The 13,253-nt window shown below is 65.1% G+C and carries 7 protein-coding genes and 1 tRNA gene; 5 read left to right on the forward strand and 3 right to left on the reverse strand.

The features are described from left to right. Positions 1 to 121: 121 nt before the first annotated feature. Positions 122 to 2,383, reverse strand: coding sequence for a ribonuclease R (gene rnr, locus GGD90_RS09860; protein ID WP_153116520.1), 2,262 nt, complete (start codon positions 2,381 to 2,383; stop codon positions 122 to 124). Positions 2,384 to 2,422: 39 nt separating this feature from the next. On the opposite strand from rnr, the gene GGD90_RS09865 reads away from it, so the two are divergent. Further along, a tRNA-Leu gene (locus tag GGD90_RS09865) sits at positions 2,423 to 2,509 on the forward strand. Positions 2,510 to 2,519: 10 nt separating this feature from the next. On the opposite strand, the gene GGD90_RS09870 is transcribed toward GGD90_RS09865, so the two are convergent. Further along, the gene (locus GGD90_RS09870) at positions 2,520 to 2,660 is read right to left on the reverse strand and encodes a hypothetical protein (RefSeq protein WP_153116519.1); all 141 of its coding nucleotides are present in this window, start codon (positions 2,658 to 2,660) and stop codon (positions 2,520 to 2,522) included. Positions 2,661 to 3,179: 519 nt separating this feature from the next. On the opposite strand from GGD90_RS09870, the gene GGD90_RS09875 reads away from it, so the two are divergent. The 3 genes from GGD90_RS09875 to GGD90_RS09885 all read left to right on the forward strand — a co-directional run bounded on the left by GGD90_RS09875 (position 3,180) and on the right by GGD90_RS09885 (position 9,587). Next, on the forward strand, positions 3,180 to 6,224 hold the full coding sequence (locus tag GGD90_RS09875) for a chemotaxis protein CheB (protein WP_221227724.1): 3,045 nt from the start codon (positions 3,180 to 3,182) through the stop codon (positions 6,222 to 6,224). Then, positions 6,217 to 9,243 (forward strand): sensor domain-containing protein, encoded by a 3,027-nt coding sequence (locus GGD90_RS09880; RefSeq protein ID WP_153116518.1) that lies wholly within the window; start codon positions 6,217 to 6,219, stop codon positions 9,241 to 9,243. Before GGD90_RS09875 ends, GGD90_RS09880 begins: the two co-directional genes overlap by 8 nt. Before the next feature lie 71 nt (positions 9,244 to 9,314). Continuing rightward, positions 9,315 to 9,587 (forward strand): hypothetical protein, encoded by a 273-nt coding sequence (locus GGD90_RS09885; RefSeq protein WP_153116517.1) that lies wholly within the window; start codon positions 9,315 to 9,317, stop codon positions 9,585 to 9,587. A gap of 15 nt (positions 9,588 to 9,602) precedes the next feature. On the opposite strand, the gene GGD90_RS09890 is transcribed toward GGD90_RS09885, so the two are convergent. Beyond that, positions 9,603 to 11,627 (reverse strand): YgiQ family radical SAM protein, encoded by a 2,025-nt coding sequence (locus GGD90_RS09890; protein ID WP_221227727.1) that lies wholly within the window; start codon positions 11,625 to 11,627, stop codon positions 9,603 to 9,605. A gap of 340 nt (positions 11,628 to 11,967) precedes the next feature. Here GGD90_RS09890 and GGD90_RS09900 point away from each other — a divergent pair, with 340 nt between their 5' ends. Then, a complete protein-coding gene (locus GGD90_RS09900; RefSeq protein WP_153116514.1) occupies positions 11,968 to 13,245 on the forward strand; it encodes a hypothetical protein in 1,278 nt (425 codons plus the stop codon). Positions 13,246 to 13,253 lie beyond the last annotated feature (8 nt).

Consider the following 13,253-nt stretch of genomic DNA (forward strand, 5'->3'; position numbering starts at 1 on the left):
CGGAAAGGCCGCGAGTTTAACAGCGGAGACGCGCAGCGCGGCGGACGCGGCATCCGACACCGCATCCGCCGCCACGACCAGCGCGTCTTCCTGCCGGCCGACAGCAGGAAGACGCGCGCAATCAGCTGCGCGCGCGTCTCGGCTTCCTCGCCTTCGTCTCGGCGCCAGCCTCGGCCGCAGCCGGCGTCTGCGCAACGGCCAGCGGTGTCGTGCCGAGAACGAAATCGATACGCCCGGTTTCAAGGTCGGCGCGCACCAGCTTGACGCGCAGGCGATCGCCGAGACGGTAACGACGCGCCGTGCGCTCGCCGAGCATCTGGTGGCGCTGCGCATCAAAGCGGAAGTAGTCCTCACCGAGCTCGGAGACGTGAACCAGGCCTTCGACATACACCTGATCGAGTGCGACGAAGACGCCAAAGGCGGTAACGCTGGCAATGGTGCCGTCGAACTCCTCGCCAATGCGCCCCTTCATGTAGTAACACTTCAGCCAGTTGCTGACATCGCGTGTCGCCTCGTCGGCACGGCGTTCGGTCATCGAACAGTGCAGGCCGATATCGTCCCAGCCATTGGCCGGCAGACGCTCACCGGCCAGCGTCGCCTTGATCGCGCGGTGCACCAGCAGATCGGGATAGCGGCGGATCGGCGAGGTGAAGTGCGTGTAGCGCTCGTAGGCAAGGCCGAAATGGCCGACGTTGTCCGGGCTGTACATCGCCTGGCGCAGCGAGCGCAGCATCACCGTCTGCAACAGTTGCGCGTCCGGGCGCTGCTTGATCTGTTCGAGCAGCGTCGCGTAGTCACTGGCGGAGGGCTTGTCGCCACCGCCAAGACCGAGACCGAATTCCTTGAGGAAATTGCGCAGGCCTTCGAGCTTTTCCGGCGTCGGCCCTTCATGCACGCGGTAGAGGCAGGGCTGCTTGTGGCTTTCGAGGTAAGCCGAGGCACAGACGTTGGCCGCCAGCATGCATTCCTCGATCAGGCGATGCGCCTCGTTGCGATGCACCGGAACGATATTGGCGATCTTGCCCTGATCGTCGAACAGCATCATCGTCTCGATCGTCTCGAAATCGATCGCACCGCGTTCGGTACGCGCCTGCGCCAGCGCGCGGTAGAGCGACTCCAGATTGCGCAGATGCGGCAGCAGCGCGGCCTGCGCGTTGTCCTCGGGGAATGACTCGCCGGACAGCCAGTTCCACACCTGCGTGTAAGTGAGGCGCGCCTGCGAGCGAAACACCGCCGGGTAGAAACGGTAGTCCTCGATCGCACCATTGGCGCCGATCTGCATGTCGCAGACCATCGCCAGACGCTCGACCTCTGGATTCAGCGAGCAGAGGCCGTTGGACAGCTTCTCCGGCAGCATCGGGATGACGCGGCGCGGGAAATAGACCGAATTGCCGCGTTCCTTGGCTTCGGCATCGAGCGCCGAACCCGGCCGCACGTAATGTGAAACGTCGGCGATGGCAACGACCAGCCGCCAGCCGGCGTTCTTGCCCTCGCCGCGCCGTTCGGCATAGACGGCGTCGTCGAAATCCTTCGCCGTCTCGCCGTCGATGGTCACCAGCGGCAAGGCGCGCAGATCGACGCGACCGACGTGGTCACTTTTCTTCACCTTGGCTGGCAACTCCTTGGCCTCGGCCAGCGAAGCCTTGTCGAACTCGCAGGGCATCTCGTGCTTGCGCAGCGCGATTTCGATTTCCATTCCCGGATCGGCGTAGTTGCCGAGTACTTCGACGATACGGCCGATCGGCTTGGCGTGCCGCCCCGGCTGCTCGATGATTTCGACCATCACCACCTGCCCCGACTGCGGCTTCGCCTTCTTGTCCGGCGCAACGAGGATGTCCTGGCTGATGCGACGATTTTCCGGAACGACGACGGTGATGCCGTGCTCGACCAGCACGCGGCCGACGACCTTGTGGTTGGCGCGTTCGAGCACCTCGACGATCGTCCCCTCGCTACGCCCCTTGCGGTCGACGCCGGTGACGCGCGCCAGTGCGCGGTCGCCGTGCAGCACCTTGCTCATCTGCCGCGAGTCGAGGAACAGATCGGCACCGTCGCCATCGGGAATCAGGAAGCCGTAGCCATCGGGATGGCCTTCGACGCGGCCGGCGATCAGGCTGGCGCGCTCGGGAACGATGTAGGCGCCCTTGCGGTTGCGCATCAGCTGCGCTTCGCGCTCCATCGCGCCAAGACGGCGCTGGAAGGAATCGAGCTCCTCCGCGCGGATATCGAGCATTTCACACAAACGCTCGAAGCCGGCGGGCTTTCCCTCCTCTTCGAGCAACTGCAGGATGTACTCGCGTGAGGGCAGCGGATTCTCGTAGCGCTCCATCTCGCGAGCGAGTTGCGGATCATTCTTTCGTATTTTCGACAATTTCTTTATTGACATCGTAAAAGTTTCCATTAAAATTCGGCCTTCTTCGCGCTTGCCCAGGTGGCGAAATTGGTAGACGCGCCAGGTTCAGGTCCTGGTGGTGGCAACACTGTGGAGGTTCGAGTCCTCTCCTGGGCACCAAGCAACAGATTCAGAAAAAGCCGGCTTTCGAGCCGGCTTTTTTATTTGCTGCGAATCCTGCCACGAATCCGCCCGAAATCCGCCCGAAATCCGCCCGCATTGTGCCCGAATTGCCGAAGCCGCCGCATTCCGGCGACTTTCCTGCGACCATCTGTCGCCCGGCACAGCGCAATCAACAAGCGCGGCATGCTCCAGCCCGCGCTGATAACGGCGGGACGCCGCGCAGCGCTGCAAGTCGGCACAAGAGCAGGCCGCGACACCCCGACCAGCAAAGCGCCCGGAACCAATGCCGCGCATTTCCGGCAAGCCGGCGCGACGAACGCACAAACTCGACGATCAAGCGCGAGAATTCCGGGTGCCGCCGCCCCGCCCGGGCGCCAGATTCATTGCGCCGATGTGCGGGAACGGTTTTCATCATACCACCCGTCCGCTGATGTTCGTGGCGCGCAGGCTGACCGCCCCGCCAAAACGGGCCAGGCCAGAACTACTTCTGCCGCAGCGGCCTTCGCCGCCCCAGCGGCATGGCGGCGCGCCAATGCACGCGAACAGCAGGCGCGTAAGGGATGCAACCTATTGCAGGGCTTGCGAGTAAAATCCCACGAGCTGATGCCGCACAACAATTATTCACCGCGGCGGAATTGAAGCAGTGCCTTGAGGGGAGAAGTGCATCGTGCGGGATAACGGGACAGCAGGCGAGCAGGCCGGGCAGCAGCAGACGTTTTCGCCACCGGCCGACGGGGATGCAGACGCCGCTGCTTACCTGGAGTTGTTCGACGCGCCGGCACAGGAAGCCGCACCAAACGCGACAACGGCGGCGAGTGAGATTGAGTTCCCCGGCTACGTCATCGGCGTCGGCGCCTCGGCCGGCGGTCTGGAAGCGCTTGAACGCATGTTCGAGCCGATGCCCACCGATCTCGATGCTGCCTTCGTCGTCGTCCAGCACCTCTCGCCCGACCACAAGAGCCTGATGGCCAGTCTGCTGGCGCGGCATACGCGCATGCCGGTGACCATGGTCGAGGACGACATGCGCATCGTCGCCGGTAATGTCTACCTGATCCCGCCCGGCGCGATGATGACTGCGGCAAAGGGGCGCTTGCGCCTGATGCCGAAAAGCCCGCACGGGTTGTCGTTGCCGATCGACCTCTTCTTTTCCTCGCTGGCGGCCAGCTTCGGCGCGCGCGCCATCGGCGTCATCCTTTCCGGCACCGGTTCTGACGGCGCGCGCGGATCGGTGGCGATCAACGATGCCGGCGGCCTGCTGCTGGCGCAGTCGCCAGAGAGCGCCAAGTTCGACGGCATGCCGCGCTCGGTCATCGCCACCGGTCTGGTCGACGAAATCCTCGCCGCCGAGGAGATGGGCCAGCGCATTCTCGAACACATCCGCCAGCCGCTGTCGCCGAGTTCGCGCGACAGCGCACGCGTGCCGCCGCCGGCCGAGCGCGGCAACTCCCTCGAGGAAATCCTGCACCTGCTGCGCAATTTCGGCGGCATCAACTTCCACGAATACAAGCCGGCGACCGTGTTGCGGCGCATCGAACGGCGCATGCAGGTGCGCCATACGCCGGATTTCGAGCAATACCTCCACCTGCTTGAGGGCGAGCGCGGCGAGGCGGCGTTGCTGCAACGGGAAATCCTCATCCCGGTGACCAGCTTCTTCCGCGACCCGGAGTCTTTCGAGGAGCTTGCCCGCACCGCCGTGGCGCGCATCGTCGCCGACCACGCCGACACACAAGCGATCCGCATCTGGGTCGCCGGTGTATCCACCGGCGAAGAGGCCTACTCGATCGCCATCCTCTTCGCCGAGGAATTCGAGCGCGTGCGCCGCTGGCCGAACTTCAAGATTTTCGCCACCGACGTCGCCCAGCAGAATATCGACGCCGCCAGCGCTGGCGTTTTCTCGGAAGCGATCATCGCCGAAGTGTCGCCGCAGCGTCTCGAGCGCTTCTTCACCAAGAAGGGCGGACACTTCGCGGTCAATCCCGAAATCCGCCAGAACATCGTCTTCGCCCGGCACAACCTGCTCGAGGATCCGCCGTTCACGCGCATGGATCTGATCACCTGCCGCAACATGCTGATCTACTTCCTGCCCTCGGCGCAGGAACGCGCCTTGCGGCGCATGCACTATGCGCTGGCGCCGGGCGGTTTCCTGTTCCTTGGCAGCAGCGAGTCGCTGTCGGCACTCAATCAGGACTTCACGGCAACGTCGAGCAAGCACAAGCTGTTCTGCGTGCTGCGTCACGCCAGCCTGCCGATCGAACTGGGCGATGTCGGCACGCGCGGACGGCATAACGCCGACGCGGCCAACCTGCGTCGGCCGCTGCTCGGCATACCGGGGCGGTCAAGTGACTCGCAGGCGATCGACGCCGCGCAGAACCTGCTGCTCAGCGCGCACGCGCCGCCCAGCCTGCTGCTCTCGGAAAAGCGCGAACTGACGCACATCTTCGGCGGCGCGCAACGTTATCTGCAATTTCCGCAGGGACAGGTCTCGCTCGACGCCTTGCGCCTGTTGCCGGCGCAGCTGGTACCGGTAGCGCAGGCGCTGGTGCATCGCGCGCAGAAGGACGGCAAGAGCATCTGCTCCGAGCCCGCCAACTTCAGCCTCGCCGACGACAGCGTCGAGCGCTTGCGTCTGCTGGTGCGCCCCTTGCCGCGTGAAAACGGGCTCGGCCCCTACCTGCTGCTGTCCTTCGAAGTCGTCCCGGTGAGCCCGGCGCCCGGCTCGGCCGAGGGCATGCGCGCGCTCGATCTCGACGTCGAAACTGTCGAGCGCGTCAGCGCCATGGAACGCGAACTGGCGGCGACGCGCGAAGGCCTGCAGGCAGCAATCGAGGAACTGGAAACCTCGAACGAGGAACTGCAGGCAACCAACGAGGAGCTGATGGCCTCGAACGAGGAATTGCAGAGTTCAAACGAGGAACTGCAGTCGCTCAACGAGGAGCTGTACACGGTCAATGCCGAGAACCAGGAGAAGATCCAGATTCTCAACCGCCTTAACGCCGACCTCGACAGCATGGCGATGGCCGGCGGCATTCCGACCGTTTTCCTCGACGACGAGCGCAAGATCACACGCTTCACGCCGCAGGTGAAGAACATCTTCAACATCCGCGACGGCGACATCGGCCGGCCGCTGGCCGATTTCACGCACACACTCGACTACCCGACACTGGCCAGCGACCTGCATACCTGCGTCGCCAGCGCCCGCACCCTCGAAAAGGAAGTCCGCGGCGGCGGCGGCAAGCTCTATCTGGTCAAGATCGTTCCCTACGCAGCGCTGGCGCCGCGCAGCCGCGGCGCCGTGATCGCCTTCATCGACGTTACCTCGCTGCACGACATGCGCCGTCTGCAGGCAATCCTCGACGCGCTGCCGCAGCAGGTGGCGGTAGTCGACCGCGACGGCATGATTCGCCTGATTAACAGTTCGTGGCGTGACTTTGCCAAGCACAATGGCGACCCGCGTCTGCTCCGCTCGGGTCCGGGTTCGCGCTACCCGGCGTCCTTGCGTGCCAGCCGCGATGCGGACAGCGCCACCGGCGAACGTATTGCCGCCGGCCTCGACTCGGTTCTCGCCGGCGAACTGCCAAGGTTCTCGCTCGAATACACCGCGCCCGGCGGTAACAGCCGCTTCCTGATGCAGGCGGTGCCACTTGACAGCCCGGAAGGCGGCGCGATTGTCAGCCATATCGACGTCTCCACCTGGGGCCCATGCAATGGCTGACAGCAAGGACGAAACTCTCGCCCACTTTGGCGAAGACGAGCGGCGCCGGGCCTTCGCCGCACTGCGTCGCGGCGACTTCGCGCTAGCCGAGCGGATTCTCGAACGCGGCGACTTCACCCTCGGCGAACTGGTCGAAAACCTGCGTATCTACCAGGCCGAGCTGATCATCCAGAACGAGGAGCTGGGGCGATCGCAGCACGCGGCCGAGATCGCACTGGCGCGCTTTTCGACGCTCTTTGCCAATGTCCCGATGGCGCTGATGACCGTCGACCGGCACGGTCTGATCATCCACACCAACGATCAGGCCGAGCTGATGTTCGGCCTTGACCGTGGCCATCTGCGTCAGCACTTCTTTCGCCGCCTGGTCGACGAGCATCATCAGGCGGCAGCGCTGGGCGCCTTCTCATCGGCGGAAACGACGCCGCAGGTTCTGCGCGAACTGGATTTCCGCGGTGCCGCCGGCCGCGATTTCGTCGGCGACCTGCATCTGGCGCGCTTTCCCGAGGGGGATGCCGATGAACGCTGGCACTTCGTCGCCGCCATCGTCGATCAAAGCCAGCTGGTCGAACAAAGGCGCCGCCTCATCTCTTCCGAGGCGGAAAACAGGCGGCTGTCGGAGGAACTGAAAGAGCGCGTCAAGGAACTGAGTTGCCTCTTCGCGCTATCGACACTGATCCAGGGAACGCGCGCCTTGTCGGCCGAATTCGTCGAGGACGTCGCCCGGCTGCTGCCAAGCGGGTGGCAAAAGCCCGACAGAACGCGCGCACGCGTCCGTGTCAGGGACTTGAGCTTTACCACACCCGGCTACCGCAGCGGCACGAACTACCTTCTCGAGACGCTCAGGGTCGCCGGTGAAGTGATCGGCGAGATCGAGATCGTCAACCTCGACGGTGACCCTGCCGCAGCCACTGCCGATCCGTTCATCGACGAGGAGCGGACCCTGCTGCACACCGCAGCGGAAATGCTCAGCGAGGCCATCGAGCGCTGGCGTGCCGAAGACGAACGCGACCAGTTTTTCAACGAATCGCTCGACCTCATCGGCATTGCCAACCTGGACGGCCAGCTGACGCAGGTCAATCCGGCGTGGACGCGCTGCCTCGGCTGGAGCGCGGAAGAGCTGTGCACCCGCCCCTGGCTTGACTTCGTGCACCCCGACGATGTCGCCGCGACGATCGAGTGCGGCGCACAATTGCTTACCGGCGAGCCGGTAATCGACTTCCGCAACCGCTACCGCACCAATCAGGACGAATGGCGCTGGCTGTCGTGGACCTCGTATGCCGATCTGGCATCGCGCCGGATTTTCGCCGTCGTTCGTGACGTCAGCGACGTCATTGCCAACGAGTTGCAGTTGCGCCTCGCCGCCAAGGTCTTCGAAGTCAGCCGCGAGTCGATGCTGGTCACCGACCTCGATGGCCGCATCCTCGCCGTCAATCAGGCTTTCGTCGAACTGAACGGCTACGCCGAAAGCGAGCTGATCGGCGCCAACCCGAGGATCCTCAAGTCGGGACTACAGGACAACGCGTTCTATGTCCGTGTCTGGCAGTCCTTGAGTCGCTACGGTTTCTGGCAGGGCGAATTCAGCAACCGGCGCAAGGACGGATCCGTCTACCCCTTCCTGGTGACGATCAGCTCCGTCCGCGATGCCCGCGGCAAGACAACGCATTACATCGGCGTCGGCCAGGACATCAGCGAGCGCAAGGAGGCCGAGGCGGCGATCCAGCAACTCGCCTATTTCGACGCACTGACCGCCCTGCCCAACCGGCTGATGCTCAAGGACCGTGCGCATCAATGTCTGGCTGCCGCCTACCGCAGCCAGGGCGAGGTGGCAGTGATCATGCTCGATCTTGACCATTTCAAGACGGTCAACGATTCGCTCGGTCACGAGGTCGGTGACCGTCTGCTGCGCGAAATCGGCAACCGCCTGCGCAGCACGCTACGCGAAACCGACACCGTCGCCCGGCTTGGCGGCGACGAGTTCGTGCTGCTGCTCGGCGAAACCGGCGCCGACGGCGCCGCGCGCATCGCTGAAAAAGTCATCGAACACCTCGCGCAGCCGATGACGATCGACGGCCACACGCTTCATGTTTCGGCCAGTCTGGGCCTGAGCATGTACCCCCGCGACAGCGAAAGCTTCGATATCCTGCTGCGTTGCGCCGACGCCGCATTGTTCCGCGCCAAAGCGGAAGGCCGCAACGGCTTCCAGTTTTTTGAAGCGACGATGCACGAAGCGGCCAAGGAAAAACTGTTCCTCGAAGCCGCCTTGCGCGACGCACTCAGCGACAACCAGTTCACCCTGTACTATCAGCCGCAGGTGGACCTCGCCAGCGGCCGGCTGATCGGACTCGAAGCCCTGCTGCGCTGGCAGCATCCGCAGTTCGGCAATATCCCGCCATCGCGATTCATCCCGATCGCCGAAGGCTGCGGCCTGATCACCGACATCGGTGAATGGGTGTTGCGTGAAGCTTGTCGGCAGAATCGCGCCTGGATGGACGCCGGCATCGCCGTCACCCCGGTCGCGGTCAATGTCTCGGCGATCCAGCTGCACCACGGCAACCTGCAGCCAGCGGTCGAAGCGGCGCTGGCCAGCAGCGGGCTGCCGCCCAGCCTGCTCGAGCTTGAAGTGACCGAGAGCCTGTTCATCGATGCCTCACCACGCACGCTCGAACAGATGAGCGCCTTGCGCCTGCTCGGCATCAGCTTCTCGCTCGACGATTTCGGCACCGGCTATTCCAGCCTCAAATACCTCAAGCAGTTCCCGATCGACAAGCTGAAGATCGACCAGTCCTTCGTTCGCGATCTGTTCGAGGACGACGACGATCTTGCCATCGCCGACGCCATCGTCAGCATGGGCCGTCGCCTACGCCTGAAGGTCATCGCCGAAGGCATCGAGGACGCCCAGCAGCTGGCACTGCTCAGCGAGATTGGCTGCGAGTTCGGCCAGGGATTCTTCTTTGCCCTGCCGATGTCGGCAGACGAACTCGTACACTGGCGCGCGACACGCGAAACAATGGACAATTGACGGGATTACCCTGATCACGCAACTTTTCCCGGTTGCCCACTATTTACTGAAACCCCAGGAGTCGCAGGACAATGGAACCCAACCCCAGCCCATCCGTCACACAGCAAGCCAACTCGATCGTTCTGGCGTTCGCCGTCGGCACCGTCTGCGCCGTAGCCGTCGGCTGGTTATGGTTGAACTGGATGCTGCCGGCACTACTCGTATCGGCCTTCGTCATTCTCGGCGGTGGCCGCTTTCTGCCGAAAACGCCGCTGTGGAGCATGATCAACAGCGGGATATTTTTCGGCACCTCGGTTGGCGTCGTCGTCGCCTTACCGATCAACCTGCTCTACGGCAACCACTAGCCTCGCAGGCTGCCGCTAGCCTCTCGGCCGGGACCGCGGCAAGCCGTTTCGTCGCTGCTGGCCACCGCCAGCAGCGACGAAACCGGCCGGCTGGTGCGCCGGAATCAGATGTTTCTTGCCCGGGCCGATCAGGTCGGCGCGGCCGATGCTCTTCAGCGCGTCGCGCAGCATCGGCCAGTTGGCCGGATCGTGGTAGCGCAGGAAAGCCTTGTGCAGACGCCGGCCGCGGCCAGTCCGCTCGGTGGCGATCGGCGCCGAATCGCGCTTTAGCGGCCGTAGCGGATTGCGCTGCGAGTGGTACATCGTCGTCGCCAGCGCCATCGGCGTCGGCAGGAAGGTCTGCACCTGATCGAGGCGGAAATTGTTGCGCTTGAGCCATAGCGCCAGCGCCACCATGTCGTCGATGCTGGTTCCCGGATGCGCGGCGATGAAGTACGGGATCAGGTACTGCTCCTTGCCGGCCGCCTGCGAGAAGCGGTCGAACAAGGCCTTGAACTTCTCGTAGTCGCCGATTCCCGGCTTCATCATCGCCGACAGCGGCCCCTTCTCGGTATGCTCCGGCGCGATCTTCAGGTAGCCGCCGACGTGGTGCTTGGTCAGCTCGCGTACGTAGTCGGGCGCCAGCACGGCGAGGTCGTAGCGCAGACCTGATCCGATCAGCACCTTCTTGATGCCGGGCAGCGCGCGTGCCTTGCGGTAGAGCTGCACCAGTGGCGAATGGTCGGTATTGAGGTTCTCGCAGACGCCGGGATAGACGCAGGAGAGGCGCCGGCAGCTCTGCTCGATCGTGCGGTCGCGGCAGGCGAGGCGATACATGTTGGCGGTCGGCCCGCCGAGGTCGGAAATGATGCCGGTGAAGCCCGGCGTGCGGTCGCGGATTTCCTCGACCTCGCGCAGGATCGACTCCTCCGAACGGCTCTGGATGATGCGCCCCTCGTGCTCGGTGATCGAGCAGAAGGTGCAGCCGCCGAAACAGCCGCGCATGATCGACACCGAGAAACGGATCATCTCGTAGGCCGGGATGCGCGCCTTGGCGTAGGCCGGGTGCGGCTGGCGCTGGAACGGCAGCGCGTATACCGCGTCGAGTTCCGGTGTGCTCAGCGGCAGCGGCGGCGGGTTGAGCCAGACATCGCGCTCGCCGTGCGCCTGCACCAGCGCGCGCGCGTTGCCGGGATTCGACTCAAGATGCAGCGTGCGCGAGGCGTGCGCATAGAGCACGCGGTCTTCGCGCACCGCTTCGTACGAGGGCAGGCGGACGACCGAGTGGGAGCGTGCGGCGCGGCGCAGCTCGATTCTTTGCTGGCCGGCGGCACGCGCCAGACGCGTTTGCGGATCGATGCGTACCGGCGCCAGATCCTCGTACGGGCTCTGGATCGGCTCGACCGTGCGCGGCAGGTCGAAGCTGGTCGAGTCCACCTCGACCCAGCCGCGCCCGGCGAGCGCGCCGCGCGGCGTCAGATAGGCGGTGCCGCGCAGGTCGCGGATCGTGTCGATCGCTTCGCCAAGCCCCAGCCGATGCGTGATCTCGACTAGCGCACGTTCGGCGTTGCCATAGACCAGCAGGTCGGCCTTGGCGTCGGCTAGCGCCGAGCGGCGCACGGTATCCGACCAGTAGTCGTAGTGCGCGATGCGGCGCAGGCTCGCTTCGATCGAACCCATGACGACGACGCTGCCGGGAAAGGCCTCGCGGCAGCGCTGCGCATAGACCACCGCCGCGTGGTCGGGGCGGCGGCCGGCTTCGGCGTCGGGCGTGTAGGCGTCGTCGGTACGGATGCGGCGGTCGGCGGTGTAGCGGTTGACCATCGAATCCATGTTGCCGGCGGTGACGCCGAAGTACAGGTTCGGCCGGCCGAGGGTGCGGAAGGCCTCGGCCGAGCGCCAGTCGGGCTGGCTGATGATGCCGACGCGAAAGCCCTGCGCCTCGAGCAGGCGGCCGATCAACGCCATGCCGAAGCTCGGATGGTCGATGTAGGCGTCGCCGGTGACGAGGATGACGTCGCAGGAATCCCAGCCGAGATTGTCCATCTCGGCGCGCGACATCGGCAGGAAAGGCGCCGGACCGAAGCGCTTGGCCCAGTACGGACGCCACGAGAAGAGGCCTTTCGGCGGCGAGAAAGGCGATGGGGGGAGGACGATGGCAGGCATTGGGCTGCGATTTTACCGCCTGCCGCCCACCGCTGCCGGGGATTGTCGGTGACGCTGCTAAACTGAGCCCCCTATGAATGCAGCGGCGGACCACACCGCAACCGGCCGCGCTTGGCCTGGTCACGCTTGGCCTGGTCACGCTTGGCCTGGTCACGCTTGGCCTGGTCACGCTTCGCCGAGTCCCGCTTCGCTTGGCCGGATTTCGCCGCGCCGGATCTGTTGCCGCAGGAAAGCGATGAAACGCCTGTTCATTATTCTGTTCGTCCTCGTCGGCGTCGTCTCCCCGCTGGCGCTCATCGCGGCGGCGGCTCTTGTCTGCGAAGACGCGCCGCGGGTGCAGCGCGAGATCGAATTCACTGCCGACGACATCGCGCGCGCCAGGAACATCCTCGCCTTGAACGACCCGCGGCAGTTTCAGGGCTACGGCGTGCCGGTGGACGGCTTGCATACGATCGTCCTCTCGGCCGCTGACGTCGATCTGGCGGTCAATTACGCGCTGCACCGCCTCGGGCGCGGCAGTTCGCGGCTGGCGCTGGCGCAGGGAGAGCTGACGCTCGATGCCAGCCTGCGCCTACCGCAGAACCCGTTCGGCGATTTCGTCAATGTGCACGCGCTGCTGCGCGACGCTCCCGGTTTTCCGCAAATCGAGTCGCTGCAGCTAGGGCAGCTGCCCGTTCCGGCGGCGCTGGCGCATGTTGTCCTGGCACTGGCGCGGGAAGCGCTCGGAAACAAAGCCGAATACCGGCTGCTCGCCGACACCATCCGCAGCGTCAGCATCGCCGACGACCGTGTGTCGATCGGCTATCGCTGGGATGAGCAACTGCCCGATCGCCTGCGTGCGGCAACGTTGCCGGCGGCCGAACGCGAACGCCTGCGCGCCTACCACGAGCGCCTAGCCTTGCTCAGCGCAGCGCCGGAGCTGACGCACAGCGTTTCGCTGTCGCGCCTGCTGGCACCGCTGCTGCGGCTCGCCCACGAGCGTTCGGCGGCGGGTGCCGATGCGCAGGCCGAGCAGCGCGCGCTGCTTGCCGTGCTAGCGTTCTACGTCAATGGCAGGAACTGGGCGACGCTGATCCCCGAAGCGCGCAACTGGCCGCCGCTGACGCTGCATCAGGTGACGCTGCGCGGGCGCACTGACCTTGCCCAGCATTTCATCGTCTCGGCGGCAATCGCCGCTTTCGCCGGTACGCCGCTGGCTGACGCCATCGGCCTGTACAAGGAGCTCGACGACGCGCGCGGCGGCAGCGGCTTCAGTTTCGTCGACCTCGCTGCCGACCGTTCGGGGACGCTTTTCGGACAGCTGGGCAGTGGCGATCGCGTCGCCGATCTGCAGCGCCGCGGCGCCGCACTCGCCGGTGAAAGCGCGATCATTCCCGACATCGCCGGTCTGCCGGAAGACATGGCCGAAGCCGAGTTCAAGCGCCGTTTCGGTGGTGTCGGCGCGCCCCCTTACCAGGCGATGCTTGCCGAGATCGAGCGGCGCATCGCCGCCTGCACGCTCTATCGACCGTAAGCGCGGCG

The sequence above is a fragment of the Rhodocyclus tenuis genome (genome assembly GCF_014197755.1).
Taxonomy (GTDB): domain Bacteria; phylum Pseudomonadota; class Gammaproteobacteria; order Burkholderiales; family Rhodocyclaceae; genus Rhodocyclus; species Rhodocyclus tenuis.